26 protein-coding genes are annotated in these 26980 nt (G+C 64.0%); 10 read left to right on the forward strand and 16 right to left on the reverse strand.

The genetic code is table 11. The annotated features are described in order from the left end of the window. The first annotated feature begins 184 nt into the window (after positions 1-184). The 3 genes from BLS61_RS05545 to BLS61_RS05555 are packed head-to-tail and all read left to right on the forward strand — an operon-like array spanning position 185 to position 3341. Positions 185-1594 (forward strand): circularly permuted type 2 ATP-grasp protein, encoded by a 1410-nt coding sequence (locus BLS61_RS05545; RefSeq protein WP_090428504.1) that lies wholly within the window; start codon positions 185-187, stop codon positions 1592-1594. A 2-nt stretch (positions 1595-1596) separates the two neighbouring features. Continuing rightward, positions 1597-2547, forward strand: a complete 951-nt coding sequence (locus tag BLS61_RS05550) for an alpha-E domain-containing protein (protein WP_090428507.1) — start codon at positions 1597-1599, stop codon at positions 2545-2547. Beyond that, positions 2544-3341, forward strand: a complete 798-nt coding sequence (locus BLS61_RS05555; protein WP_090428510.1) for a transglutaminase family protein — start codon at positions 2544-2546, stop codon at positions 3339-3341. Before BLS61_RS05550 ends, BLS61_RS05555 begins: the two co-directional genes overlap by 4 nt. A 236-nt stretch (positions 3342-3577) precedes the next feature. On the opposite strand, the gene BLS61_RS05560 is transcribed toward BLS61_RS05555, so the two are convergent. Both BLS61_RS05560 and BLS61_RS05565 read right to left on the reverse strand, forming a co-directional pair. Next, complete coding sequence (locus tag BLS61_RS05560; RefSeq protein ID WP_090428512.1) at positions 3578-4387, reverse strand: c-type cytochrome; 810 nt, start codon at positions 4385-4387, stop codon at positions 3578-3580. Continuing rightward, positions 4384-4743: a rhodanese-like domain-containing protein gene (locus BLS61_RS05565; protein ID WP_090428514.1), complete on the reverse strand. Its 360-nt coding sequence runs from the start codon at positions 4741-4743 to the stop codon at positions 4384-4386. The genes BLS61_RS05560 and BLS61_RS05565 overlap by 4 nt, the downstream gene beginning before the upstream one ends. A 682-nt stretch (positions 4744-5425) precedes the next feature. Between BLS61_RS05565 and BLS61_RS05570 the strand changes: the two genes are divergently transcribed. Next, positions 5426-6631: an acetyl-CoA C-acetyltransferase gene (locus tag BLS61_RS05570; RefSeq protein WP_090428517.1), complete on the forward strand. Its 1206-nt coding sequence runs from the start codon at positions 5426-5428 to the stop codon at positions 6629-6631. A gap of 89 nt (positions 6632-6720) precedes the next feature. Then, entirely contained in the window at positions 6721-8865 is a 2145-nt protein-coding gene (locus BLS61_RS05575; protein WP_090428519.1) for a 3-hydroxyacyl-CoA dehydrogenase NAD-binding domain-containing protein, read from the forward strand. A gap of 173 nt (positions 8866-9038) precedes the next feature. Here BLS61_RS05575 and ptrC read toward each other — a convergent pair whose 3' ends face one another. Together ptrC and BLS61_RS23970 are read right to left on the reverse strand one after the other, a co-directional pair. Continuing rightward, complete coding sequence (gene ptrC, locus BLS61_RS05580; RefSeq protein WP_090428522.1) at positions 9039-9239, reverse strand: type III secretion system co-regulatory protein PtrC; 201 nt, start codon at positions 9237-9239, stop codon at positions 9039-9041. Positions 9240-9260: 21 nt separating this feature from the next. Next, on the reverse strand, positions 9261-9374 hold the full coding sequence (locus tag BLS61_RS23970; RefSeq protein ID WP_277425981.1) for a PA2485 family small membrane protein: 114 nt from the start codon (positions 9372-9374) through the stop codon (positions 9261-9263). 297 nt (positions 9375-9671) lie between these two features. Here BLS61_RS23970 and BLS61_RS05585 point away from each other — a divergent pair, with 297 nt between their 5' ends. Beyond that, the gene (locus tag BLS61_RS05585; RefSeq protein ID WP_090428525.1) at positions 9672-10397 is read left to right on the forward strand and encodes an amidotransferase; all 726 of its coding nucleotides are present in this window, start codon (positions 9672-9674) and stop codon (positions 10395-10397) included. A gap of 42 nt (positions 10398-10439) precedes the next feature. Here BLS61_RS05585 and BLS61_RS05590 read toward each other — a convergent pair whose 3' ends face one another. The 9 genes from BLS61_RS05590 to acnB form a co-directional block, all read right to left on the reverse strand. Next, positions 10440-10682, reverse strand: a complete 243-nt coding sequence (locus BLS61_RS05590; protein WP_090428527.1) for a hypothetical protein — start codon at positions 10680-10682, stop codon at positions 10440-10442. Then, positions 10679-10885 (reverse strand): hypothetical protein, encoded by a 207-nt coding sequence (locus BLS61_RS05595; RefSeq protein WP_090428531.1) that lies wholly within the window; start codon positions 10883-10885, stop codon positions 10679-10681. Before BLS61_RS05595 ends, BLS61_RS05590 begins: the two co-directional genes overlap by 4 nt. A gap of 145 nt (positions 10886-11030) precedes the next feature. After that, positions 11031-11753: a 1-acylglycerol-3-phosphate O-acyltransferase gene (locus BLS61_RS05600; RefSeq protein ID WP_090428534.1), complete on the reverse strand. Its 723-nt coding sequence runs from the start codon at positions 11751-11753 to the stop codon at positions 11031-11033. 161 nt (positions 11754-11914) lie between these two features. Next, positions 11915-13144, reverse strand: a complete 1230-nt coding sequence (gene alaC / locus BLS61_RS05605) for an alanine transaminase (RefSeq protein ID WP_090428537.1) — start codon at positions 13142-13144, stop codon at positions 11915-11917. 152 nt (positions 13145-13296) lie between these two features. Continuing rightward, on the reverse strand, positions 13297-14409 hold the full coding sequence (locus BLS61_RS05610; protein ID WP_090428541.1) for a polysaccharide lyase family 7 protein: 1113 nt from the start codon (positions 14407-14409) through the stop codon (positions 13297-13299). 241 nt (positions 14410-14650) lie between these two features. Then, positions 14651-15229 (reverse strand): ANTAR domain-containing response regulator, encoded by a 579-nt coding sequence (locus BLS61_RS05615; protein WP_090428544.1) that lies wholly within the window; start codon positions 15227-15229, stop codon positions 14651-14653. A gap of 18 nt (positions 15230-15247) precedes the next feature. Beyond that, positions 15248-16459 (reverse strand): CmpA/NrtA family ABC transporter substrate-binding protein, encoded by a 1212-nt coding sequence (locus BLS61_RS05620; protein ID WP_090428546.1) that lies wholly within the window; start codon positions 16457-16459, stop codon positions 15248-15250. A gap of 186 nt (positions 16460-16645) precedes the next feature. After that, positions 16646-16855 carry a YgdI/YgdR family lipoprotein gene (locus tag BLS61_RS05625; RefSeq protein ID WP_090428548.1) on the reverse strand — a complete coding sequence of 70 codons (210 nt, stop codon included), beginning with the start codon at positions 16853-16855 and terminating at the stop codon, positions 16646-16648. A 143-nt stretch (positions 16856-16998) separates the two neighbouring features. Further along, the gene (gene acnB, locus BLS61_RS05630; RefSeq protein ID WP_090428553.1) at positions 16999-19599 is read right to left on the reverse strand and encodes a bifunctional aconitate hydratase 2/2-methylisocitrate dehydratase; all 2601 of its coding nucleotides are present in this window, start codon (positions 19597-19599) and stop codon (positions 16999-17001) included. Between the two features lie 404 nt (positions 19600-20003). On the opposite strand from acnB, the gene BLS61_RS05635 reads away from it, so the two are divergent. After that, positions 20004-20480: a DUF1289 domain-containing protein gene (locus BLS61_RS05635; RefSeq protein WP_090428556.1), complete on the forward strand. Its 477-nt coding sequence runs from the start codon at positions 20004-20006 to the stop codon at positions 20478-20480. 94 nt (positions 20481-20574) lie between these two features. On the opposite strand, the gene BLS61_RS05640 is transcribed toward BLS61_RS05635, so the two are convergent. Then, positions 20575-21438, reverse strand: coding sequence for a universal stress protein (locus tag BLS61_RS05640; protein ID WP_090428560.1), 864 nt, complete (start codon positions 21436-21438; stop codon positions 20575-20577). A gap of 157 nt (positions 21439-21595) precedes the next feature. Here BLS61_RS05640 and BLS61_RS05645 point away from each other — a divergent pair, with 157 nt between their 5' ends. Next, a complete protein-coding gene (locus BLS61_RS05645; protein ID WP_090428563.1) occupies positions 21596-22249 on the forward strand; it encodes a MiaE family protein in 654 nt (217 codons plus the stop codon). 191 nt (positions 22250-22440) lie between these two features. Here the strand turns inward: BLS61_RS05645 and lpxH are convergent, their stop codons facing one another. Continuing rightward, on the reverse strand, positions 22441-23169 hold the full coding sequence (gene lpxH / locus BLS61_RS05650; protein WP_090428566.1) for a UDP-2,3-diacylglucosamine diphosphatase: 729 nt from the start codon (positions 23167-23169) through the stop codon (positions 22441-22443). 4 nt (positions 23170-23173) lie between these two features. Next, entirely contained in the window at positions 23174-23671 is a 498-nt protein-coding gene (locus BLS61_RS05655; RefSeq protein WP_024307989.1) for a peptidylprolyl isomerase, read from the reverse strand. A gap of 157 nt (positions 23672-23828) precedes the next feature. Between BLS61_RS05655 and BLS61_RS05660 the strand changes: the two genes are divergently transcribed. Next, positions 23829-25493 (forward strand): glutamine--tRNA ligase/YqeY domain fusion protein, encoded by a 1665-nt coding sequence (locus BLS61_RS05660; RefSeq protein ID WP_090428570.1) that lies wholly within the window; start codon positions 23829-23831, stop codon positions 25491-25493. Next, on the forward strand, positions 25493-26878 hold the full coding sequence (cysS, locus tag BLS61_RS05665; RefSeq protein ID WP_090428573.1) for a cysteine--tRNA ligase: 1386 nt from the start codon (positions 25493-25495) through the stop codon (positions 26876-26878). The genes BLS61_RS05660 and cysS overlap by 1 nt, the downstream gene beginning before the upstream one ends. The last annotated feature ends 102 nt before the right edge of the window (positions 26879-26980 follow it).

Consider the following 26980-nt stretch of genomic DNA (forward strand, 5'->3'; position numbering starts at 1 on the left):
GTCCGAACGGGGCAGGCGAGGCTGCCACGCAATGGGGCGGCGGCTCATGACAGGAACATTGCAAGGCACCATTGTGGTGCGCTTTGTTTGGGTGTTGTTGGTATGTAGTTGAAATTAAAGGATTAACTGCTCTGGCTCGGGGCTTGCAAAGCTGTCTGCAAGTCCGGGTGACAAGGAGTACGGCATGGCCCGCACCTTTTATGACGAGATGTACGACGCGAGCGGCGCTGTCCGCCCGCACTACCGCGAATTTGCCCGCTGGCTGGCAGAAACGCCGGACGATTTGCTGGCCCAGCGCCGACGAGAAGCCGACCTGCTGTTCCATCGCGCCGGCATCACCTTCACCCTCTACGGGGATGATCAGGGCACCGAACGGTTGATTCCCTTCGACATCATTCCCCGCGCCATTCCCGCCAGCGAATGGCGCATCGTCGAACGCGGCTGCATCCAGCGCGTGCAGGCGCTCAACCTGTTTCTCGCCGACCTCTATCACGACCAGCGCATCATCAAGGCAGGGATCATCCCGGCCGAGCAGGTGCTGGCCAACGAGGGCTACCAGATGGCCATGCAGGGCCTGGACCTGCACCGTGACATCTACGCCCACATCGCCGGGGTCGACCTGGTGCGTGACGGCGACGGCAGCTACTACGTGCTGGAAGACAACCTGCGCACCCCCAGCGGCGTCAGCTACATGCTCGAGGACCGCAAGATGATGATGCGCCTGTTCCCCGAGCTGTTCGCCGCGCAGCGCGTGGCCCCGGTGGACCACTACCCGAATCTGCTGCTCGATGCGCTGAAGAGTTCCAGCCCGCTGGACAACCCCACGGTGGTGGTGTTGACGCCGGGGCGCTTCAACAGTGCCTACTTCGAGCACGCCTTCCTCGCTCGCGAGATGGGCGTGGAACTGGTGGAGGGCGCCGATCTGTTCGTGCGCGACGACAAGGTCTACATGCGCACCACCGCCGGCGCGCGCCAGGTGGACGTGATCTATCGGCGCCTCGATGACGCCTTTCTCGATCCGCTGGCCTTCAACCCCGAGTCGATGCTTGGCGTGGCTGGCCTGCTGTCGGCCTACCGCTCGCGCAACGTGGTGCTGGCCAACGCCATCGGCACCGGCGTGGCCGACGACAAGTCGGTCTACCCCTACGTCGGCGACATGATCCGCTTCTACCTGGACGAGGAGCCGATCCTCAAGAACGTACCGACCTGGCAGTGTCGCAAACCGGAGGAGCTGTCCCACGTGCTGGCCAACCTGTCCGAGCTGGTGGTCAAGGAAACCCAGGGTTCCGGCGGCTACGGCATGCTGGTCGGTCCGGCAGCGAGCAAGGCCGAGATCGAAGCCTTCCGCGAGCGGCTCAAGGCCAAGCCGGAGGCCTATATCGCCCAGCCAACGCTGAGCCTGTCGACCTGCCCGACCTTCGTCGAGCGCGGCATCGCCCCACGCCATATCGACCTGCGCCCGTTCGTTTTGACCGGCCGCGAAACCCGCCTGGTGCCCGGTGGCCTGACGCGCGTGGCACTGCGCGAAGGCTCGCTGGTGGTCAACTCGTCGCAAGGCGGCGGGACCAAGGACACCTGGGTGGTGGAGGACTGATCATGTTGAGTAGAACCGCCTCCGATCTGTACTGGATGTCGCGCTACCTGGAACGTGCCGAGAACCTGGCGCGCATGCTCGACGTCAGCTATTCGCTGTCGTTGATGCCGCAGGACGGACGTGGCGACGGCCTCGACGAACTGGCCATGCCGCTGCTGATCACCGGCACCCTGGACGACTACCTGGAGCGCCACGGTCCGCTGCACGCCGAGCGCATGCTGCACTTCTTCGCCCTCGATGCGAGCAACCCGGGCAGCATCTACTGCTGCCTGCAGGCTGCACGCAGCAACGCCCATGCGGTGCGCGGGCGAATCACCGCCGACATGTGGGAAAACATCAACGCCACCTGGCTGGAGATGCGCGGCATCGCCGAACAGGGCCTGGGGCGCTACGGCATCAGTCGCTTCTGCGAGTGGGTCAAGGAGCGTTCGCACCTGTTCCGCGGCGCCACCTTCGGCACCATCATGCGTGGCGAGGCCTATCGCTTCATTCGCCTGGGTACCTTCATCGAGCGCGCCGACAACACCCTGCGCCTGCTCGATGCGCGCTATGAAATGCTTGGCGAGGAGATCGACGAGCTGGAGGAGCGCACCGCGCGCAGCTATTACCAATGGAGTGCGCTGCTGCGGGCACTGTCTTCGTTCGAGGCCTTCGCCGAGATCTACCGCGGCTCGCCGCGCACGCGCAAGGTCGCCGAACTGCTGCTGCTGCGCCCGGACGTGCCGCGCTCGCTGCGCGCCTGCCTGGAAGAACTCAACCTGATGCTTGCCGGTCTACCCGGAGAGAACGGTCGCCCGGCGCAGCGCCTGGCCGCCGAGCTGGATGCGCGGCTGCGCTACACCAGCATCGATGAAGTGCTCGACGAAGGCCTGCACGCCTGGCTCACCGACTTCATCCTGCTGGTGCGCCAGCTGGGCAATACCATCCATACGTCCTACCTGGAGGTCGCATGAGACTCTCGATCAGTCATGACACCACCTACCGTTACGATGATCAGGTACGCGCGAGCATCCAGTACCTGCGTCTGACCCCGCACGACAGCGAGCGCCAACAGGTGCTCAGCTGGCAGCTCGACCTGCCGCGCCCGGTGCACGCCCAGCTCGACCCCTACGGCAACATCCTGCACGTGCTGACCCTGGACGAGCCGCACGAGTCCATCGTCATCGGCGCCCGTGGTCAGGTGGAAATCGACGAAACCTGCGAGGCCGAGCACGAGCGTCAGTCGGCGTTGCCATTCCTGCGTTTCACCCGCCTGACCCAGGCCGACGACGCCCTCCGCGCATTCGCCGCGCAGCAGAGCAAGGCGCGCACGGATCGCACGGGCCTGATCGACCTGATGCACGCGCTCAACGAGCATATCGCCTACCAGCCCGGCAGCACCGAGGTGGACACCAGCGCCGCCGAGGCCTTCGCCGGCCGCCGTGGCGTGTGCCAGGACCATACCCATGCCTTCCTCGCCTGCGCGCGCAGCCTCGGCGTGCCGGCGCGCTACGTGTCCGGCTATCTGTTCAACGACGGCGCCGAGCACCTGGCCAGCCATGCCTGGGCCGAGGCCTGGCTGGACGATGCCTGGTACAGCTTCGACGTGACCAACTGCCTGGCGCTCCCGCAGCGGCATTTGAAACTGGCGGTCGGTCTTGACTACCTCGACGCCTGCCCGGTGCGCGGCATGCGCCGAGGCGGTGGCTGCGAGCAGATGCACGCGCAGGTGCAGGTGGCGCCGCTGCTGCAGGTGCGCCAGCAGTGAGTCGCTCGGCGGGCGAGCGGGGCTGAACGAAGCCCGGCGGTTGCAAGTCTTCCCTGATATCGGCATGCGCCAGCATGATCGCGGCGCGCCAGACGAGGAGGCTCCGAGGGGTGATTGCCTGCCCCAGTCTGGCCTTCATCGTCTATCCGCGCGGGTAGGGTGCGCCGCGCGCACCATCCTCTTCATGCTGCCCGCGGTGCGCATGGTCTGGGCGCACCCGTGACATCATCCGGCATCTACTGACCTTCGCTGCGCTGCTCGCGGATCTCGGCCATGTGCGCCAGATAGCCGATCAGCTCGGACAGCTCCTGTTCGCTCAGCACCTGCTCGGTGAAGCCGGGCATGCGCCCCTGCGGCCAGCGCCGCAGGCTCTGCGGGTCGCGGATGTACTGGCGCAGGAAATCGCCTGTGAAGTACTCGGTCGGGTTGTGCGGGATGTTCAGGTCGGGGCCGAACTCGGAGTCACCCGCGCCATTGAGCCGATGGCAGGCCATGCAGTTCTTCTGATACAGCGCAAAGCCGGTACGGACTTCGGCGCTGGCGTCCGCTGCCGGCAGCAGGGCGGGGAAGCGCTGTTCGACCGCGGCGAGCTGGCGAATCCGGGCGACCTGGAATGGCCACTGCTCCGGGCCGATCTGGCTGGCCGCCGGATCGGTCCAGACCAGATAGAAGGGGCCGGCGCTGGGCTTGCCCTTGGCCAGCGGTGGCCAGGGATGCTGCGGGTCCTCGATGGCCAGCCAGGCCTTGGCACCCTCGCGCGCCAGCAGGGTGGCGGCCGGCAGCTCGGCGGCAAAACCGTCCAGGGCCACGGCCTGCAGGTGGTCACCCGCGCTGACGCCGTCCAGCAGGGCGCTTATGGGCACCGCGCGGTAGCGCATGGGCCGCTTGTAGCTCACGTCTTCGTCTATCTGGATGTCGCGTGCCTGCGGATGGCCGAGCAATTCGCTGCTGCTCCAGCTGCGTTGCCCGCCATTCAGTTGCACCTCGAGCTGCGCGGCCTGCGCCGTCCCGCTGATGACCAGCAGCGCAAGAAACAGTGCCTTCACTGGTCGGCCTCCAGTAGAGGCAGCAGATCGTCATAGGCGCCGGCATTGATCACCTGGCGGTAACCCAGCTCTTCCAGGCTCTGCTTGGCCAGGCCCGAGCGGCGGCCGCTGCGGCAATAGAGCACCAGGGGGCGGTCCTTGTCCGGTGCGATGCTGGCGATCTGCGCAGCGATCTCGTCATGGCCGATGCGAATGGCGCCCGGCAGGGCGCCGGCGGAAAACTCCTGCGCGCTGCGCACGTCGATCAGCAGGCTGTCGGCTCGTTGCAAACTGGCGAGGGCGGCGGCATGGTCCGCTTCTTCGGCTTGAGCGCCGAGCAGGGTGAGCAGACCGACCAGTAAGATGGCAACACGCATGTCAGGCTCCGGGAAAGGGACTATCACCCTATCTTTGCCCGAGCTCCGCGCGCCGTCCAGCAGGATGCATGAGTGTGGCGCCCGCCCTGCGCAAGACGCACCACGGCGTCGCACAGCAGCGGGGTGGAGGGACGTTCAGCTGACCAGGCTGGTCAGGTTGGGAAGAATCAGGATAACCGCCGTGGCGAAAAGGATGATTCCAGCCTGGCGGTACTTCGGCTGTTTGAACATGGCCGCATGCCTTTTGTTGTTATGGGTGGCGTTGGGGCTGCCGTGCTGCCTGGCAGGCCTGCGTCACGCCTGGGCGTGGTTCTGATGCACCGCTCCGGCATGTCCCGGCAGCGGTTCCCGGTACCCCTTTGGTAGCGGGTACAGAATTAACTCTAGGGCTGGCATCACTATTCCTTTAGATGACTTGGTTGCTAATGGTTGGCGGTTAGGAACTTCGGGCTATGCATGGCCCATGGTTTTCCTGCAGCGAGGCTTGAGGCAGACAGCTTGCTTGGGCATCGCCGTTCTCCCGAGGGCGGTCGACCGTTCGTCTGAGCTCAGCGGTCAATGGTGCTGAGCGCTTAGGTCATTGAGCCCCGGCGCCTCGGCGCTATGGTAGGCAGGCTCAATAAGAACAGGCGCGGCCGGTCGGCAATGTTCCGCCAGCGCCGTATCAGTCTCCGAGGACGCCATGACCGAAGCCTATATTTTCGATTCGCTGCGTACGCCCCGTGGCAAGGGCAAGAAGGACGGCGCGCTGTACAGCGTCAAGCCGGTGCAACTGGTCGCCGGCCTGCTGAACGCCTTGCAGGCCCGCAACGACCTGGATACCAGCCAGGTGGACGACATCGTGCTGGGCTGCGTGACGCCCGTGGGCGATCAGGGCGCCGATATCGCCAAGACCGCCGCCATGGTCGCGGACTGGGATGTCAGCGTCGCCGGTGTGCAGCTCAACCGCTTCTGCGCCTCGGGCCTGGAGGCGGTGAACATGGGCGCCATGAAGGTGCGCTCCGGCTTCGAGGATCTGGTAGTGGTCGGTGGCGTGGAGTCCATGTCGCGCGTGCCCATGGGCTCTGACGGCGGCGCCTGGGTGATGGACCCGGCAACCAACATCCACAGCAATTTCGTCCCGCAGGGCATCGGTGCCGACCTGATCGCCACCCTGGAGGGTTTCAGTCGCGCCGATGTCGATGCCTTCGCCCTGCGCTCGCAGCAGAAGGCCGCACGTGCCAGCGCCGATGGTTCGTTCACCAGGTCGCTGGTGCCGGTGACCGATCAGAACGGCATCTTGCTGCTGGATCATGACGAGTTCATTCGCGGCGACTCCACCCTCGAAGGTTTGGGCAAGCTCAAGCCGAGCTTCGAGATGATGGGGCAGATGGGCTTCGACGCCACCGCGCTGCGCGTCTACAGCCATGTCGAGCGCATCGACCATGTGCATACGCCGGGCAACAGCTCTGGCATCGTCGACGGCGCGGCGCTGATGCTGATCGGCTCCGAAGCCAAGGGCAAGGAGCTGGGCCTGAAGCCGCGCGCGCGCATCGTCGCCACCGCAGTGACCAGCACTGACCCGACCATCATGCTCACCGGCCCGGCGCCGGCCACGCGCAAGGCGCTGGCCAAGGCAGGGCTGGCCATCGACGACATCGACCTGTTCGAGGTCAACGAGGCCTTCGCCTCGGTGGTGATGAAGTTCATGAAGGACATGGGCGTGAGCGAGGACAAGGTCAACGTCAATGGCGGTTCCATTGCCATGGGCCACCCGCTGGGCGCCACCGGCTGCGCCATCCTCGGCACGCTGCTCGACGAGCTGGAGAAGCGCCAGCTGCGCTATGGCCTGGCTACCCTCTGCGTCGGCGGCGGCATGGGCATCGCCACTATCATCGAACGCATCTGACCGTAGGGCGGGTGAAACCCGCCGTTCATGTGTTGGCGGGTTGCACCCGCCCTACGCAGCTCCCCATCCAAGGGAAGAGAAGATAAAAAATGACTGACGCCATCCGTTACGAAAAGGGCCAGGACAATATCGTCGTCCTGACCATGGACATGCCCGGCCAGAGCGCCAACACCATGAACGCGGTATACCGCGAGGCCATGGGCCAGATCGTCGATCGCCTGGAAGCGGAAAGGGACTCGCTTGCCGGGGTGATCGTCACCTCGGCGAAGAAGACCTTCTTCGCTGGTGGTGACCTCAATGAACTGATCAAGGTCACCCAGGCCGAGGCGCAGGGCTTCTACGAGATGATCCTGAGAATCAAGGGTCAGCTGCGCCGTCTGGAAACACTCGGCAAACCCGTGGTCGCCGCCATCAACGGCGCTGCGCTGGGCGGCGGCTGGGAAATCGCCCTGGCCTGCCACCACCGCATCGCGCTGAACGAGAGCCACGTGCAGCTCGGCCTGCCGGAGGTCACCCTCGGCCTGCTGCCGGGCGGCGGCGGGGTGGTGCGCATGGTGCGCCTGCTTGGCCTGGAAAAGGCCCTACCGTACCTGGCCGAGGGCAAGAAGGTGCGCCCCGAGGCAGCGCTCAAGGCCGGGCTGATCCACGAGCTGGCCAGCGACCGCGAGGAGATGCTGGCCAAGGCCCGCGCCTGGATCGCCGCCAACCCGGCGGCCAAGCAGCCGTGGGACGTGCAGGGCTACAAGATTCCCGGCGGCACGCCCAGTTCGCCGAACGTGGCGCAGATGCTGGCCATCGCCCCGAGCGTGCTGCGCGACAAGACCAAGGGCTGCTTCCCGGCGCCGGAGAAGATCCTGTGCGCCGCCGTGGAAGGTGCGCAGGTCGACTTCGACACCGCGCAGATCATCGAGGCGCGCTACTTCACCGAGCTGACCTGCGGTCAGGTGGCGAAGAATATGATCGGCACCTTCTGGTTCCAGCTTAACGAGATCAACGCTGGCGGCTCGCGCCCGCAGGGCTACCCGAAAACCCAGACGAAGAAGGTCGGCGTGCTCGGTGCCGGCATGATGGGCGCCGGTATCGCCTACGTATCGGCAGCGGCCGGTATCGAAGTGGTGCTCAAGGATGTGTCCGTCGAAGCGGCGGAGAAGGGCAAGGCCTACTCGGCCAAGCTGCTGGACAAGAAAGTCGGCAAGGGCCATATGAGTGGCGAGCAACGCGACGCCTTCCTGGCGCGGATCAAGGCCACCGATAGCGAGGCAGACTTCGAGGGCTGCGACCTGATCATCGAAGCGGTGTTCGAGGACCGTGCGCTCAAGGGCAAGGTCACCGCTGCCGCCGAGGCCGCGGCGCTGAGCGATGCGGTGATTGCCTCCAACACCTCGACGCTGCCGATCACCGGTCTGGCGACTGCCGTGGCAAAACCGGAAAAATTCATCGGCCTGCATTTCTTCAGCCCGGTGGACAAGATGCCGCTGGTGGAGATCATCCGCGGCGAGAAGACCAGCGACGAGACACTGGCGCGTGGTTTCGATTACGTCATGCAGATCAGGAAGACGCCCATCATGGTCAACGACAGCCGCGGCTTCTTTACCTCGCGCGTCTTCGGCACCTTCACCAACGAAGGCCTGGCCATGCTCGGCGAAGGCGTCAGCGCCGCGATGATCGAGAACGAGGCGCGCAAGGCCGGCATGCCGGTCGGCCCGCTGGCGATCAGCGACGAAGTGTCCATGAGCCTGATGAACCATATCCGCCAGCAGACCATCAAGGACCTGGCCGCCGAGGGCAAATCCATCCCCGAGCATCCGGCCTTCGCTGTCATCGACCTGATGCTTAACGAGTACAAGCGTCCGGGTAAAGCGGCGGGCATGGGCTTCTACGAGTATCCGGCCGGGGGCAAGAAGCACCTGTGGCCGGAGCTAAAGGCGCGTTTCGAAAAGGCCGATGCGCAGATCTCGCAGGAGGACGTGCGCGACCGCATTCTGTTCATCCAGGCCATCGAGACGGTGCGCTGCGTGGAAGAGGGCGTGCTGAAGTCGGTGGCCGACGCCAATATCGGCTCGATCTTCGGCATCGGCTTCGCCGCCTGGACCGGTGGCGCGTTGCAGTTCATCAACCAGTACGGGGTGAAAGACTTCGTCGCACGGGCCCAGTACCTGGCCGAGCAGTACGGCGAGCGTTTCCTGCCACCGGCGCTGCTGCTGGAAAAGGCGGCCAAGGGCGAAACTTTCTGAACCCTCGGCTATGCGGTGACCCGTAGGGTGCGCCGTGCGCACCGACAGCGTACCGCCGGTCCTCCGCCGGACGATGGTCCGCTGACCATGCGGTGAACCGGCCCGTAAGGTGTGCCGTGCGCACCAAAAGGCGTACCGCCTGTCTTCCGGCGGGTACACGGCGGTCCGGCTCTTCACGCCGCCTGGCACCAGCCCTGGCGAATGCACACGGCCTCATGAATCGCCAGCATCTCGCTGTGACGGGTCGGCATGCGCAGGGTCAGCATGCTGCCGTCGTCGAGTTGCAGGGCGGCTTCGCTCTCGAACTGCAGGCTGCCATCCTGCAGGTGGGCATAGGTGACGCCGTAGGCGTCAAGGCTGAGTTGGCTGTGCATGGCTGCTCTCCTGCGCTTGTGTCAGCTCGGACGAACGTCGCGGGCTGCGGGAGCAACCTGCTCGGTACGGGCCGGGGCGGCGGTCTGGAAGGCGGATGCAGCGGCAAAGCTGGCGAGTGCGGCGTAGATGCTCATGATCGATTTCCTTCTGTGCGATGTGGGCGACTGCCCGATGTGTCGATATTCGTCGCGCTCCGGTCGGCACAGAAGTGAAAGCGGTGCATGATAACTATCGAAGCGGCTGATGGCGCTTCGGTCCGGCATGGTTTCAATCCTGGTTGTCAAATTTAATTGACGACTGTTGACGGCGTTGCACAACGCCGGCAAGCGCAAATATCATGGAAAAACTGGCCGGCTATTTCTTTGTGCAGTTTCATGTGTTAAGTAAAACGCACAAATCACCTACCCTCCGTGTTCATCACAGGAAACCTCATGTCACTGCGTATCTGCATCCTGGAAACTGACATCCTTCGTCCCGAACTGGTCGACCAGTACCAGGGCTATGGCCGCATGTTCGAGCAGCTGTTCGCTCAACAGCCGGTAGCGGCGGAGTTCAGTGTCTACAACGTGGTGGAGGGGCATTACCCGCCCGATAGCGAGAAGTTCGATGCCTATCTGGTAACCGGCAGCAAGGCCGATTCCTTCGGCAGCGATCCCTGGATCCAGACGCTCAAGGAGTATCTGCTGGAGCGCTACAAGCGTGGCGACAAGCTACTGGGCATCTGCTTCGGTCACCAGCTGCTGGCCCTGCTGCTGGGTGGCAAGGCCGAGCGTGCCGAGCAGGGCTGGGGTGTGGGCGTACACAGCTACCGACTGGAGAACAAGCCCGAGTGGATGAGCCCGGCGCTGGACGAGCTGCAGTTGCTGATCAGTCACCAGGATCAGGTCACCCGCCTGCCGGAAAAGGCCACGCTGCTCGCCTCCAGCGACTTTTGCCCGATTGGCGCCTATCACATCGAGGATCAGGTGCTGTGCTTCCAGGGCCATCCGGAGTTCGTCCACGACTATTCGCGCGCGTTGCTCGACCTGCGTCAGCAGCATCTCGGCGAGGAGATTTACCAGCAGGGCGTGGACAGCCTCAAGCACTCGCAGCAGGGCAGTGCAGTGGCTGAGTGGATGATGCGCTTTGTCGCTCAAGGCAGGGAAAGCAAGGCCTGAGCCTGATTCGGTCCATGAAAAAGCCCGGTTTTCCGGGCTTTTTCATGCCTGCTGGGTAAGCACGAAGTAGGGCGAAAGTCGCTTGCTCCTGTTCGGCGGCGGGCTGCTCAGCTGCCGCTTGAGGCTTTCGGCCAGATCCAGATGGTGAGTCAGCTTGTGGCTGCACTCGATATTGCGCGCCACGGCGCCAGCCGAGCTTTTGCCGATGCCGCCGAGTGCCAGCAGGGTTGTGAGCAGTGACAGGCTGGCGAGCATCAGCAGGCGGGTGCGTTGCGTTCTGATCATGGTCGACCACCCACCTGCGAGAGCGCGCCGAGCAGGGCCGGCAAGCGATTGCTCAGGCTGTGCAGTGGGCCGGGCTGCTCGATGGTCGGGGTGCTGGGCTGCAGGCTGGCGTAACTCACAACCAGCACCGTGGAGGTGCTGATCAGGTATAGGCCGATGGCCGCGAGGGCGCCATTGCGGGCGGCTTGAGAGAGACGGGACATGTTCTGTGCTCCAGGTCAGGAGTGACGATGGGCACAGAGTCGCTGAAGTCATTTCGATTGAATAATGGATGTTCTTCAGAGTAACTATCGACAGTTTTGATGGTTGACGCGGGTCGCCAATTGCCTCGGCATCCCGCTATCAACCTCACGCCCTGGCCAGCTCCTGATCCAGGCTGGCGATGCACTCGCTCATGGCCTGCTGGCAGCGCTCCATCAGCGCCGGCATGTCGTCCAGGCTCAGGCCGGTCGTGGGGATCGCCGGCAGCGAGCGGATGAGAATGCGGCCGCTGTGCCAGCGGTTCAGGCGCATGGACTTGGCATAGTTGCTCACGCATACCGGGATGATCGGTACGCCGGCGGTGATCGCCATCTGAAACGCGCCTTTCTTGAACGGCAGCAGGCCGCGGCCGAGGTTGCGCGTGCCCTCGGGGAAGACCCAGATCGAGGTGTCGCGATGGCGCAGTGTCTCGGTGGTGGTGAGCATTGCGCGCTTGGCAGCAACCGCATTGCTGCGGTCGATCAGCACGTTGCCGGCCAGCCAGTACAGCTGGCCGAAGAACGGCACCCATTTGAGGCTCTTCTTGCCGATGCTCACGGTGCGCTTCGGCACCACGCGGCCGAGTACGTAGAGATCGAAGTTGGACTGGTGGTTGGCGATGATCACGCAGGAGCGCTGGTGCTCCAGCAGTGGGCGAACGTCGGCCTTCAGCTTCAGGCGCAGCAGGCACAGCGCGGGCAGCGAATAAAGGCGGGCGCAGAGGCGGCTGTTGTCGGGATTGAACGGACGGCACAGGCCGAGCAGCAAACCGGCCAGGCCGGCGATCACGAAATGCACGCCCATCAGCAGCATGCGCAAAACGAAGAGCATTGGGGGGAACCGTCAGAGGAGGGGCGCGCAGTGTACGGGCGTTCACTCTGCCGGGCAATTACCCGAAACGACCGCTTGCGTGGCCCAACGTCCCGAATTGTCGCAGATCTTGTCCGGTTCGCCGGCCAAACAGAAAGGGCGCCTTGCGGCGCCCTCTGGCATTACTCGCTCTCGGCCCTGGCCGGCTTGCCCGGCAGCAGCCCGTCGGCGCGGAACATCGCCCTGATGCCGCGCAGCGCCTGGCGCGTGCGGTCCTGATTCTCGATCAGGGCGAAGCGCACATGGTCGTCGCCGTAGTCGCCAAAACCCAGCCCGGGCGAGACGCAGACCTTGGCTTCTGCCAGCAGCTTCTTGGCGAACTCCAGCGAGCCCAGATGGGCGTAGGACTCGGGAATCTTGGCCCAGACGTACATGGAGGCCTTTGGCTTCTCCACCATCCAGCCAATCTCGTGCAGGCCCTTGACCAGCAGGTTGCGGCGCTGACGATACTGCTCAGCGATATCCAGCACGCACTGCTGGTCGCCTTCCAGCGCTGCGATGGCCGCCACCTGCAGCGGGGTGAAGGTGCCGTAGTCGTGGTAGCTCTTGATCCGCGCCAGGGCGCTGACCAGCTCGGGATTGCCGACCATGAAGCCGATGCGCCAGCCGGCCATGTTGTAGCTCTTGGACAGGGTGAAGAACTCCACCGCGATGTCCTTGGCGCCCGGCACCTGCATGATCGACGGTGCCTTCCAGCCGTCGTAGACGATGTCGGCGTAGGCCAGGTCGTGCACCACCAGCACGTCGTACTGCTTGGCCAGGGTCACCACGCGCTCGAAGAAGTCCAGCTCCACGCACTGCGCGGTGGGGTTGGAGGGGAAGCCGAGGATCATCATCTTCGGCTTGGGAATAGACTCGCGGATGGCGCGTTCCAGTTCGGCGAAGAAGTCCACGCCCGGCACCAGCGGCACGGAGCGAACCTGGGCGCCGGCGATCACCGCACCGTAGATATGGATCGGGTAACTGGGGTTGGGCACCAGCACGGTATCGCCATGATCCAGGGTGGCCAGCATCAGGTGCGCCAGGCCTTCCTTGGAACCGATGGTGACGATGGCTTCGCTTTCCGGATCGATCTCCACGTCGTAGCGGTCCTTGTACCAGCGCGAGATGGCGCGGCGCAGGCGCGGGATACCGCGGGAGGTGGAGTAGCCGTGGGTGTCTTCACGCTGGGCGACCTGCACGAGCTTCTCGACGATGTGCGGCGGGGTCGCACCGTCGGGGTTGCCCATGGAGAAGTCGATGATGTCCTCGCCGCGACGGCGCGCAGCCATCTTCAGTTCGGCGGTGATGTTGAAGACGTAGGGGGGAAGACGATCGATGCGCGCAAAGCGACGCTTGGCGTTCTCAGCCATGATTTCCTCGGGGATACGTGAGCGCCCGGAACCGTCCGAGCGACGTTGGCCGCATCTGGCGGCCTGGCGAGAAGATAAGCGCAGCGGGCAATTCTGTCGAGCGTTGTCTGAGCCCCTGGCAGGGCTCAGACAACCATCAATCGAGGCGAGCCTCAGGGATTGATGACGATGGAGAACTTCTTGGAAACGGTGTTGCCGTTGGAGTCGCGAACTTGCGCGGTGAAGTCATCGGGAATCGACGTGGCATTCTGCGGTTCGCCGCTGAGCACGCCATCGCTGCTCAGGGTCAGGCCGGCCGGCGGGAAGCCGCTGACCAGTCGCCAGGTGGTGCCACCCACGCCGCCGCGCGATTCCAGCTGCACGGAGTAGGGGGTGCCGACCCTGGCCTGCGGCAATGCGGAGAGCTGGGTGATATGCAGCCTTGCAGCCGGGTGGCTGGTGGCCAGTCGATAGAACTTGACCCGCGCGCCATCTTCGCTGTTGTCGCTGCGGCTGTTCAGCAGAGCACCTGCCTTGAAGTAGAAGGTGCGGCTGTCCCAGGCCGGATCCAGCGGTACCTGGAGGACCGGCGAGCCATTGATGGTGACGGCCACCTCGGCCACCCCGTCACGGTTGCGCGCCATGCCCAGGCGATAGACGAATGCCTGACCCAGCTTGACGCCCTCGACCAGGTTGTAGCGTTTGGCTTCCTCGTTGCCCTCCGGGCTCTGCTTGACCCTGGCGAAGAGGCGGCCGGTCTGGGCGTCCAGGTCGTACTGGTAGTACAGGGTGACCAGCGGCATGGCCTCGTAGGCGTGAATCTGGCCAACGGCGACCAGGCCGTTGCCAACCGGCACCTGCAGAACGCGCAGGCGCGCGTCCAGGTGAGCGCGACCCTGATTGCTCCAGTTCACCGCGTTGGAGCTGGGGTCGATCATCTGCCGCAGTTCGGCACGGGCATAGTCGGCGCGCGCCGAGAGGGCACCGTTGGCCGGTGCCCAGAAGGTCATGGCGCCGTCGGTGTCGGTACGGAAGTAAGGCGAGGTGTAGCCCTGCGCGCCGTTTAGGCGGTCGGGATACAGGGTCTGAGCGCGGCCCTGGTTGCCGCCTTCTTCGTCCACCGGCAAGGTCAGCGACCAGTTCTCCAGGGCGAAGTTGCCGCCGGGAGCCAGCTCCGGGCGCAGTTCGGCATGGCTGGTGAAACTCAATAGTGAGCCCGTCACGGCAGCTCCGATCACGGCGGCGTAACTACGCTTGCTAGACGTTGCGACAAGATTGTTGTTCATCGTTGTTTTTCCTGAAGTCATGCTCTAGATGAAGGGTCTTTCCCTGGCAACAGCGATACGGGGCGGACCTGTCCATGGATAGGGTTCGCCGGGTGATCGATAGCTCCCTGATTGCCCGTTGAACCTCAAACATGACCGGCGGCTGCATCGCCGAGTTCAGCTTCGTTTCATCCCTGCAGCACGCTTTCGGACGATCGGTTGCCTCTATGGTGGCTTGATGGCATCAAAATTGCCGGAGTGCTCACCCGCCCAGCATGTCGTGCATCGCGATGATCTGCTCGGCTACCTGGATCAGCTTCTGCTGACGGCTCATGGCTTGGCGGCGCATCAGGGTGTAGGCCTCCTCCTCGTTGCAGCTTTTCATCTTCATCAACAGGCCCTTGGCCAGCTCTACTCGCTTGCGCTCGGCCAACTGGGCATCACGTGCCTGGAGTTGGGCGCGTAGCGCCTGGTCGCTCTCGAAGCGGGCCATGGCCACGTCGAGAATCGGCTGCAGGCGCTGGGCGTGGATGCCCTCGACTATGTAGGCACTGACGCCGCTCTGGATCGCCTGGCGCATCACGCCGGGATCGTGCTCGTCGGTGAACATGACGATCGGGCGCGGCTGGTCGCGGCTGACCAGCACCACCTGTTCCATCACGTCGCGGCCGGGCGATTCGGTGTCGATCAGGATCACGTCGGGGCGCACCGCCTCGACGCGCTCGGGCAGGTCGATGGTCAGGCCGGACTCGTCGATCACCTCGAAACCGGCTTCGATCAGGGCGGCCTTGAGGCGGCCGACCTTCTTCGGGGTGTCGTTGATCAAAAGGATACGCAGCATCGATGGCCCTCCCGGCGGTTACAGGGCGACAGCCGGGCCGTCGGCCAGGGCGTGCAGGCGGAAGCTGCGGGCATAGGCGGCAGGGTCGCTGCCGTCCCAGCAGCTGCCGTCCTGCAGGATGGAGCTGCGCATTTCCCCCGGCACCGCGATGCCCAGGGCCGTGGCAGCCTCACGATACAGCGCCAGTTGCTGGACCTGGCGGGCCACGCCGAGGTAGTCGGGATCGCTGCGCAGCAGGCCCCAGCGGCGGAACTGGGTCATGAACCACATGCCATCGGACAGATAGGGCTGGTTGACCAGGCCGCCGGCATGGAAGCGCAGTGGGTGTTCGTCCAGCCAGGCGTGGCCCAGGCCGTCCTGGTACTGGCCGAGAAAACGCGGGGTAATCGCCGAGAGTGGGGCGTCGACATAGTCGCTGCCGCTAAGCAGTTGCGCAGTGCTGCGCTTGTTCTCTTCGCTGTCGTCGATGAAGCGGGCCGCTTCGAGCACCGCCATGATCAGGGCGCGGGCGGTGTTGGGGTGCTGCTCGGCGAAGGCGCGGGTGCAACCCAGCACCTTTTCCGGGTGATCCGGCCAGATCGCCTGGATGGTGGTCAGGGTGCAGCCGAGCTGCTCATCGACGGCCTTGGCGGTCCACGGCTCGCCGACGCAGAAGCCGTCGATGCGCTCGGCCTTCAGGTGCTCGACCATCTGCGGTGGCGGCACCACCACGCTGTCGACATCGCGCAACGGGTGAATGCCCTGGCTGGCCAGCCAGTAGTAGAGCCACATCGCGTGAGTGCCGGTGGGGAAGGTCTGGGCGAAGGTGAGGCGCGCCTCATGTTGGTGCACGTATTGGCGCAGTGCTTCGCCACTGGTCACGCCAGCGGCCTGCAGGCTGTGCGAGAGGTTGATGCTCTGGCCGTTCTGGTTCAGACCCATGAGCACCGCCATGTCGGTGGCCGTGCCAACGCCGAGGCCCAGTTGTACGCCGTAGATCAGCCCGTAGAGGCTGTGCGCGGCGTCCAGCTCGCCGCTGAGCAGACGGTCACGCAGGCCGGCCCAGGAGCTCTGGCGATGCAGTCTGATGCTCAGCCCGTGCTTCTCGGCAAAGCCCTGAGTGGCAGCGACGATCACCGAAGCAGAGTCGCTCAGGGCCATGAAGCCAATGTTCAGCACGCTCTTTTCCGGGGCGTTGCTGCCCCAGGCCCAGGTCAGGGCGTCGTCGCGCGGGGTGTCGTGTTCGCTCATGCTGCATCCTTACCGTTCACGCAAAAGACTCGGGTCATGGACCGCGTCCATAAAAAAACGTCGTACCAATCCCGGCCAGAGTGCCGTGACTGGATACGACGCCGTTGTCGCTCAAGCCGTTTCCGACGTTGGAAGGGCCTTTTGCAGTGAGGTGAAGCAAGGCATATGCCAGTGCGCCTGCAGCTGTCAGCGCTCCAGCATCTGCTTCACGCTGCTTTGCGGAATCTGCTGCTTGCGGCCTTCGCTGTCGGTGAATTCGAGCATGCCGGTGTCCCTGTCCAGTTCCGGCTTGCCATCGCTGGTCAGCATCTGGCCATCGGTGGTGGTGATGATGTACTCGCTGCTGCAACCGGCCAGGCCGAACAGGCACAGGGCGGCGATGATCCATGGCTTCATGGCGTGCTCCTGAAGGTTATGGGGTGCTCCCATTTCAGAAGGTAGACGGCGGCGCAACGACTGCAAGGGGGCGGAAAAATCTCCGATGCCAGCACGCATAAAAAAGCCCCGCACTGGGCGGGGCTCCTTTTGCAACGCTGGGATCAGGCCTGAACGACCGGGATCTTGGCGTTGGCCGCGGCTTCACGGAAGTCGGCGATCTGGTCGAAGCTCAGGTAGCGGTAGATGTCGCCAGCCATGCTGTCGATATCCTTCGCGTAGGCCATGTACTCCTCGACGGTCGGCAGCTTGCCGAGAATCGAAGCGACCGCTGCCAGTTCGGCGGAGGCCAGGTACACGTTGGCGCCGTCGCCCAGACGGTTCGGGAAGTTACGGGTGGAGGTCGACACCACGGTGGAGTTGGCAGCTACACGTGCCTGGTTACCCATGCACAGCGAGCAGCCCGGCATCTCCATGCGTGCACCGGCCTTGCCGTAGATGCCGTAGTAGCCTTCCTCGGTCAGCTGGTGGGCATCCATCTTGGTCGGCGGCGACAGCCACAGACGAGTCGGGATACCGCCCTTGACCTTGTCCAGCAGCTTGCCGGCAGCGCGGAAGTGGCCGATGTTGGTCATGCACGAACCGATGAACACTTCGTCGATCTTGTCGCCGGCCACGGTGGACAGCAGACGTGCGTCGTCCGGGTCGTTCGGGGCGCACAGCACCGGCTCCTTGAGCTCGGCCAGGTCGATTTCGATGACTTCGGCGTACTCGGCGTCCTTGTCGGCTTCCATCAGCACCGGGTTGGCCAGCCAGGCTTCCATCGCCTGGGCACGACGCTCCAGGGTGCGGGCATCGCCGTAACCTTCGCTGATCATCCAGCGCAGCAGGGTGATGTTGGACTGCAGGTATTCGGCGATGGCCGCTTCCGGCAGCTTGATGGTGCAGCCGGCAGCCGAACGCTCGGCGGAGGCGTCGGACAGCTCGAATGCCTGCTCGACGGTCAGGTTGTCCAGGCCTTCGATCTCGAGGATGCGGCCGGAGAAGATGTTCTTCTTGCCTTTCTTCTCGACGGTCAGCAGGCCCTTCTGGATGGCGTAGTAGGGGATGGCGTGGACCAGGTCACGCAGGGTGATACCCGGTTGCATCTTGCCCTTGAAGCGCACCAGAACCGATTCCGGCATGTCCAGCGGCATCACGCCGGTGGCGGCGGCAAAGGCCACCAGGCCGGAGCCGGCCGGGAAGGAAATGCCGATCGGGAAGCGGGTGTGCGAGTCGCCACCGGTGCCGACGGTGTCGGGCAGCAGCATGCGGTTCAGCCAGCTGTGAATGATGCCGTCGCCCGGACGCAGGGATACGCCGCCACGGGTGCGGATGAAATCCGGCAGGGTGTGGTGGGTGGTGACGTCGATCGGCTTCGGATAAGCAGCGGTGTGGCAGAAGGACTGCATCACCAGGTCGGCGGAGAAGCCCAGGCACGCCAGGTCCTTCAGCTCGTCGCGGGTCATCGGGCCGGTGGTGTCCTGGGAACCGACGGTGGTCATCTTCGGTTCGCAGTAGGTGCCCGGACGCACGCCTTCGACGCCGCAGGCCTTGCCGACCATCTTCTGCGCCAGGGTGAAGCCCTTGCCGCTGTCAGCCGGCTGCTCCGGCTTCTTGAACAGGTCGGAGGAGCCCAGGCCCAGCTCGGCACGCGCCTTCTCGGTCAGGCCACGGCCGACGATCAGCGGGATACGGCCGCCAGCGCGGACTTCGTCGAGCAGCACCGGGGTCTTCAGTTCGAAGGTGGTGATGACTTCGTCGGTGCCGTGCTTGCAGACCTTGCCGGCGTACGGGTAGACGTCGATCACGTCGCCCATGTTGATGTTCGACACGTCGAACTCGATCGGCAGGGCGCCGGCGTCTTCCATGGTGTTGTAGAAGATCGGGGCGATCTTGGTGCCGAAGCAGAAGCCGCCAGCGCGCTTGTTCGGAACGTAGGGGATGTCATCGCCGAAGAACCACAGCACCGAGTTGGTGGCGGACTTGCGGGAAGAGCCGGTACCGACCACGTCACCCACGTAGGCGACCGGGAAGCCCTTGGCCTTGATCTCTTCGATCTGCTTCAGCGGGCCGATGGCGCCTTGCTGCTCCGGCACGATGCCGTCGCGAGCCATTTTCAGCATGGCCAGGGCGTGCAGCGGGATGTCAGGGCGCGACCAGGCGTCCGGGGCAGGGGACAGGTCGTCGGTGTTGGTTTCGCCAGGCACCTTGAACACGGCCAGGCTGTACTTCTCGGCGATGGCCGGCTTGGCGGTGAACCACTCGCCATCGGCCCAGGACTGCAGCACGGCCTTGGCGTTGGCATTGCCAGCCTTGGCTTTCTCGGCGACGTCGTGGAAGGCGTCGAACATCAGCAGGGTGTGCTTGAGTTGCTCGGCGGCAACGGCGCCAAGGGTGGCGTCGTCCAGCAGTTCGACCAGGGTGGCGATGTTGTAGCCGCCCTGCATGGTGCCCAGCAGCTCGACGGCGCGTTGCTTGCTGATCAGCGGGGAAGTGGCTTCGCCCTTGGCGATGGCAGAGAGGAAACCGGCCTTGACGTAGGCGGCTTCGTCGACGCCTGGCGGTACACGGTTGGTGATCAGGTCTACGAGGAATTCTTCTTCGCCAGCCGGCGGGTTTTTCAGCAGCTCGACCAGGCCTGCGGTTTGTTCGGCGTTCAGCGGCTGGGGCACGATACCCTGAGCGGCACGCTCTGCTACGTGTTTGCGATAGGCTTCAAGCACAGTTATTACCCTCATCAGTGGTCCCAAAGGGTTGTCCGGGACGCGATCCAGAAACCCATGAACCAGGCGCCTTTCGACTTTATGAGCCGATCAGCCGAGGTTTCACGAGTCTCTTGTAGAAGCTGCTTTCAAAGTTTTACGCCGGCAGGACGGTTTCTGATGAGGGCGGGCGCAGAGACTCGGGGGGACTCCAAGTGGCTGCGCCGCCATCGTACCTGCAGGATCGACTGTGCTCGTGACGCTTTGAAAACAGCTTCCAACGGACATTGGCGCCGTAAAAGGCGGGCCGATTCTAATGGAAAGCGCGGATAAAGTTAAGCCGATGTCCCCGCATCCGCGGGGGTGATAAGGATTAGACAAAGGGCTAAGATGCCAGGCCGTGTTGCCGTTTATGTTGTTTCGCCATGTCCAATCAGCGCATCAAGACGCCCTGCGTAGGCCTTTGCTCGACCGTTTACGGCGATGTCGTGTGCCGCGGTTGCAAGCGCTTCCACCATGAGGTGATCAACTGGAACAGCTACAACGAGGATGAGAAGCGCGCCGTCTGGACACGCCTGGAAGTGCTGCTGGTGCAGGTAATGACGGCCAAGGTCGAGGTGTTCGACGAGCAGCGTCTGCGTGCTCAGCTGGAACAGCGGCAGATTCGCTTCGTGCCGCAGCAGTCGCCGTACTGCTGGGCCTATCAGCTGATCGCGCGGGGCGCGCGGGTGATCAATCAGCTGGAAGCCTACGGCATGGTGCTGCTGCCGGAATTCCGCAACTGGGCGCTGCCCGAGTTGCGCGATGCCATCGACAGGGAGTTCTTCCTGCTCTCCGAGGCGCACTACGAGCGCTATATCGCGCCGAAATTCTTGCGCGAGGGGCTGGAGCTGCGCGTGTAAGAGGCGATGGCCGGTAGGGTGCGCTGCGCGCACCGCTCCCGGGATCGGTTTCAGGACCTCGTCAACCGCTGGTGCACGCGGCGCAACCTACGCCCTAGCGTTGGGCGACGAGTTCTTCCAGGTGGGCGATGATCTCGTCCGGCTTGAGCACCAGCACGTCGCTTTCCAGAGCATCGAGTATGACCTCGGCGGTATTGCCGATCAGGGCGCCGGAAAGTCCGGTGCGCGCCACGGTGCCGATCACCGTGACCGCGGCATCGAGCTGGTGTGCCACCTGCGGAATCACCACGTCAGCCGGGCCCTCGAGTACATGCAGGCGCTCGTCACTGATGTCGTACTCGGCCTGGAAGCTGCGGCACTGTTCGCGGTAGCGCGCCTCGATGGTTTCCTTGAGCTGGAAAGTGGGGTCGGCTGCCGAGAGCATCGGCGTAGGGTGTGCGGTAGTCACGTGCAGCGTGCCCTTGGCCAGGCCGGCGATATCGTAGCCATGGCTGATGATGCCGGCATGCAGGGTGCGATGCTCGCCATCGGCATTGCCGACGTCCACTGCGGCGAGGATGTTGCCGCCGGTCCAGGGGCGTTCGGTCTTGACCATCAGCACCGGGCCTGGGCAATAGCGCAGCAACTTCCAGTCCTCGGGGGTGAGGATGGCTTTCTTCAGCGGGTTGTCCGGCAGGTGCTGCTTGATCACCAGGCCGCAGCCCTCGGCCTGCTGCACGGCGATGATGGTCTGGTGCTGATTGTCATGCCAGGACTGCTGGGTGGAGACGCTGAAGCCTTCCCCGGCGAGGCTGCTGCTGAGATCGTTGAGCCACGCGCTGTGGTCACCTTTCTTGTCGCATACCAGCAGGTGCAGGTGCGACTGGGTGACTCCAGCTATCAGTTTTGCCCGCTTCAGCGCGAGGCCTTCGGGGTGCTGGGGTTCCATCACCACCAGAATGCTACGGATCGCTTGCATGGTCGTCTCCCTGAGAGTGAATAGCGCATATCCAACTATAGGTGCGTCATCGCCGGCAGCTTCTTGACCTGTATCAACGGCGTGCTGGTCGTGCGGCCTGTCACTCGTATAATGGCCCGCCATTTCCAACCTCGCCAGCACCGAGAGCGCTTCAAATATGATGTCGAATGCCCAGCATGTTCCGAGTAATGGTGAGGAACCTGTAACGATTCTACAGGAAATTCTCGAGTTTCTCGGCGGTGTTGCGACCCCCGACGCCTGGCTGGAAGAGGCCCTGCGCCAGCAGGAAATCCTTCTGCTCGACCACCGCAACCTGGAATACAAGGCGGCGCAGACCGCCCTTAGCCTCATGGGGCGCTACCTGACCAAGACCGAATTGACCGCGAGAATGTCGCGTTTGGCCCGTGAGGAGCTGGTGCATTTCGAACAGGTGAGCAAGATCATCCGCGCGCGTGGCATCGAAGTGCGCCATGTTTCCGCGTCGCGCTACGCGGCCGGGCTGCGAGCACTGCTGCGTGGCGGGGAAGTGGAGCGGCTAGTGGACGTGCTGGTGGTGGGCGCCTTTATCGAGGCGCGTTCCTGCGAGCGCTTCGCCGCATTGGTGCCGCGTCTGGATGCCGAGCTGGCCAAGTTCTACGCCGGATTGCTCGAGAGCGAAGGGCGCCACTACCGCGGCTATCTCAAGCTCGCCTATCTGTATGGCGACGCGGCGGACGTGGATGCGCGTATCGAGGTGGTGCGGGCGGTGGAACGGGAACTGATCACCTTGCCGGACGAGCAGTTCCGCTTTCATAGCGGTGTACCTGCGTAAAGCAGCCGCTAGGCGATTGCGCAATAACTGTAGGAGCGGCTTCAGCCGCGAAAGCCACTATCTCCGCGTTCGCGGCTGAAGCCGCTCCTACCTACAAAGTCAGGTCGAGTCGAACAGGGTGCGGCTTTCGTAGCCCGGATGAAATCCGGGGAGCAGCTCCGAAAATCCCCCGGATTTCATCCGGGCTACGGTCAGGCTGGCGTCAGCTCGAACGGCGCCTGATTGAACCCCTCTGCATCGACCTGCAGCGCCCAGCCCTGGCGATCCCAGTCCCCCAGCACGATGCGCCGTGCCGGTTGGCCGCCCACGGTCAGCTCATGCAGCGCCGGCCGATGGGTATGACCATGGATCAGCGTACGCACACCGTACTCGCCCATCACCCTGACCACTTCCTCGGGCGTGACATCGACGATCTCGCTGGCCTTCATCCGTGTTTGCGCGCGGCTTTCGTTGCGCAGCTTGCGCGCCAGCTTCTGCCGGGTGGCGAGCGGCAGGTTGTGCAGGATCAGCAGCGACAGCGGATTGCGCAGCCAGCGGCGCAGCTTCATGTAGCCGACATCGAGGGTGCACAGACTGTCGCCGTGCATCAGCAGCACCGGCTCGCCGCCCATCTGCACCTTGTGTGGGTCGCTCAGCAAAGTGCAGCCCGCCTCGCGGCAGAAGCGCTTGCCGATAAGAAAGTCGCGATTGCCGTGCATCAGGTGAATGCGCGTACCGCTGTCGCTCAGCGTGCGCAGCGCGCCGGCGATCTCGTGCTGGAAGGGCGTCATGCCGTCGTCGCCGATCCAGACTTCGAAGAAGTCGCCGAGGATGTACAGCGCCTCGGCCTGGCGCGCGCGGGTGGCGAGAAAATGCAGAAACGCCCGGGTAATGTCCGGGCGTTTCTCTTCGAGGTGCAGATCGGAGATCAGCAGGATCATCGACTTACTCGGCTACGATTTCGGCCTTCTCGATGACCACGTCATCCACCGGCACGTCCTGGTGGCCGGCCTTCATGGTGGTGGCCACGCCCTTGATCTTCTCGACCACGTCCATGCCTTCTACCACTTCACCGAACACGGCGTAGCCCCAGCCCTGAACGGTCGGCGCGCTGTGGTTGAGGAAGCTGTTGTCGGCGACGTTGATGAAGAACTGCGCGCTGGCCGAATGCGGTTCCATGGTGCGAGCCATGGCGATGGTGCCGACCTTGTTGGCCACGCCATTGTTGGCTTCGTTCTTGATCGGTGCGCGGGTCGGCTTCTGCTTCATGCCCGGCTCGAATCCGCCGCCCTGGATCATGAAGTTGCCGATCACACGGTGGAAGATGGTGCCGTCGTAATGGCCTTCCTTCACGTATTGCTCGAAGTTGGCCACGGTTTCCGGGGCCTTGTCGGCGAACAGGTTCAGGGTGATGACGCCGTGGTTGGTGTGCAGTTTGATCATGATCGTATCCGTGATGAGGCAGATTCGAGCCAGTGGCCCGGGATGAACAGCCCTGACAGGGTGGCATGCACCCTGTCAGGGGCTTGACAGGTTGGTTATGATACGGACTTTGCCCGAGGCGGCCTACCCGTGCCGCGCCAGTATTGTTAAGGACACCATGAGCAAGCCCACCGTCGAAAAAGCTGCCAACTTCCTGCGTCCCATCGTTCAGGCCGATCTGGACAGCGGCAAGCACGCCAAGATCGTGACCCGCTTTCCGCCGGAGCCCAACGGCTACCTGCACATTGGCCACGCCAAGAGCATCTGCCTGAACTTCGGCCTGGCCGAAGAGTTCGGTGGCCAGTGCAACCTGCGTTTCGACGACACCAACCCGGCCAAGGAAGACCAGGAATACATCGACGCGATCAAGGCCGACGTCGAGTGGCTGGGCTTCAAGTGGGCGGGTGAGGAACGCTACGCCTCCAACTACTTCGATCAGTTGCATGCCTGGGCTGTCGAGCTGATCAAGGCCGGCAAGGCCTTCGTCTGCGATCTGAATGCCGAAGAGATGCGCGAGTATCGCGGCAACCTGACCGAGCCGGGCAGGAACAGCCCGTTCCGTGATCGCAGCGTCGAGGAAAACCTCGACCTGTTTGCCCGCATGAAGGCCGGCGAGTTCCCCGATGGTGCCCGCTCGCTGCGCGCGAAGATCGACATGGCCTCGCCGAACATCAACCTGCGCGACCCGATCCTCTATCGCATCCGCCACGCCCGTCACCACCAGACCGGTGACAAGTGGTGCATCTACCCGAGCTACGACTTCACCCACGGTCAGTCGGACGCCATCGAGGGCATTACCCACTCGATCTGCACCCTGGAGTTCGAGGATCACCGCCCGCTGTACGAGTGGTTCCTGGAGAATCTGCCGGTGCCGGCGCAGCCGCGTCAGTACGAATTCGCCCGGCTGAACCTGAACTACACCATCACCAGCAAGCGCAAGCTCAAGCAACTGGTTGATGAAGGTCACGTCAAGGGTTGGGATGATCCGCGCATGTCGACGCTGTCCGGCTACCGTCGTCGCGGCTACACCCCGGCCTCGATCCGCGCGTTCTGTGACATGATCGGCGTCAACCGCGCCGGTGGCCTGGTGGACATCGGCATGCTCGAGTTCGCCATTCGTGACGATCTGGACGCCAACGCCGCGCGCGCCATGTGCGTACTCAAGCCGCTGAAGGTGGTGATCACCAACTACCCGGAGGGCAAGGTCGAGAACCTCGAGCTGCCACGCCATCCCAAGCAGGACATGGGTGTACGCGTGCTGCCGTTCTCCCGCGAGATCTACATCGACGCCAGCGACTTCGAGGAAACCCCGCCGGACGGCTTCAAGCGCCTGATCCCCGGTGGCGAAGTGCGCCTGCGCGGCAGCTACGTGATCCGTGCCGATGAGGCGATCAAGGATGCCACCGGCAATATCGTCGAGCTGCGCTGCAGCTACGACGAGAACACCCTGGGCAAGAACCCGGAGGGCCGCAAGGTCAAGGGCGTGATCCACTGGGTGCCGGCCGCGGAAAGCGTCGAATGCGAAGTGCGCCTGTACGACCGTCTGTTCAAGTCGCCCAATCCGGAGAAGAGCGAAGAGGGCGGCAGCTTCCTCGACAACATCAACCCCGAATCGCTGGTGGTGCTCACCGGTTGCCGCGCCGAACCCTCGCTGGCCAAGGCTGGCGCTGACGACCGCTTCCAGTTCGAGCGCGAAGGCTACTTCTGCCTCGACAAGGATTCGACCGCCGACGCGCTGGTGTTCAACCGTACCGTCACGCTGCGCGATTCGTGGGGGCAGTAATGGCACTGTCGATCTACAACACGCTGAGCAAGGTCAAGGAACCGTTCAAGCCGCTGATCGGCAATCAGGTGCGCATGTACGTGTGCGGCATGACCGTCTATGACTTCTGCCATATCGGTCACGCCCGCGTGATGGTTGCCTTCGACGTGGTCACCCGCTGGCTGCGCCAGCGCGGCTACGACGTGACCTATGTGCGCAACATCACCGACATCGACGACAAGATCATCAAGCGCGCCAATGAGAACGGCGAGCCGTTCGAGGCGCTGGTCGAGCGCATGATCGCGGCGATGCACGAGGACGAAGCACGCCTCAACGTGCTGCGCCCGGACATCGAACCGCGCGCCACCGGTCATATCGCCGGCATGCATCAGATGATCCAGACCCTGATCGACAAGGGTTATGCCTACGCGCCGGGCAATGGCGACGTGTATTACCGCGTCACCAAGTTCGAAACCTACGGCAAGCTGTCACGGCGCAAGATCGACGAACTGAAGATCGGCGCGCGCATCGAAGTGGACGAGATCAAGGAAGACCCGCTGGACTTCGTGCTGTGGAAGGGCGCCAAGCCGGGTGAGCCGAGCTGGGATTCGCCCTGGGGCAAGGGCCGGCCGGGCTGGCACATCGAGTGCTCGGTGATGTCCACCTGCTGCCTGGGCGAGACCTTCGACATCCACGGCGGCGGCCCGGACCTGGTGTTCCCGCACCACGAGAACGAGATCGCGCAGAGCGAGGCGGCCACCGGCAAGCAGTACGCCAACGCCTGGATGCACGCCGGCGCGGTGCGCGTGGACGGCGAGAAGATGTCCAAGAGCCTGGGCAACTTCTTCACCATCCGTGAAGTGCTGGAAAAGTACCACCCCGAGGTGGTGCGCTACCTGCTGGTGTCCAGCCACTACCGCAGCCCGATCAACTACTCCGAAGAGAGCCTCAAGGAAGCCAAGGGCGCCCTGGAGCGTTTCTACAACGGCCTGAAAGGTTTGCCGGAAGCAGCGCCTGCCGGTGGCGAGAAGTATGTGGAGCGCTTCGGCGCGGCGATGGATGACGATTTCAACTCGCCGGAAGCCTGCGCCGTGCTGTTCGAGATGATCCGCGAGGTCAACCGCCTGCGTGAATCGGACGTTCAAGCCGCCGCCGGCCTGGCTGCCCAGCTCAAGCAGCTGGCCAGCGTGCTCGGCGTGCTGCAGCTGGAACCGGATGCCTTCCTGCAGGCCGGCGCCGCCGGCAAGGTGGACGCCGCCGAAGTCGAAGCCCTGATCGCCGCGCGTCTGCAGGCTCGCGCCGACAAGAACTGGGCGGAAAGTGACCGCATCCGCGACCAGCTCACCGCCATGGGCGTGGTGCTGGAAGACGGCAAGGGTGGCACCACCTGGCGTCTGGCCGAATAAGCCTCATGCTAAACGACGAAGGCCGCTTTTCAGTGGCCTTCGTCATTTTATGGAGGTTATTTTCGGGCTTGCGGGCGTAGGGTGCGCCGTGCGCACCACCGG

Source organism: Ectopseudomonas guguanensis (assembly GCF_900104265.1).
Lineage (GTDB): Bacteria > Pseudomonadota > Gammaproteobacteria > Pseudomonadales > Pseudomonadaceae > Aquipseudomonas > Aquipseudomonas guguanensis.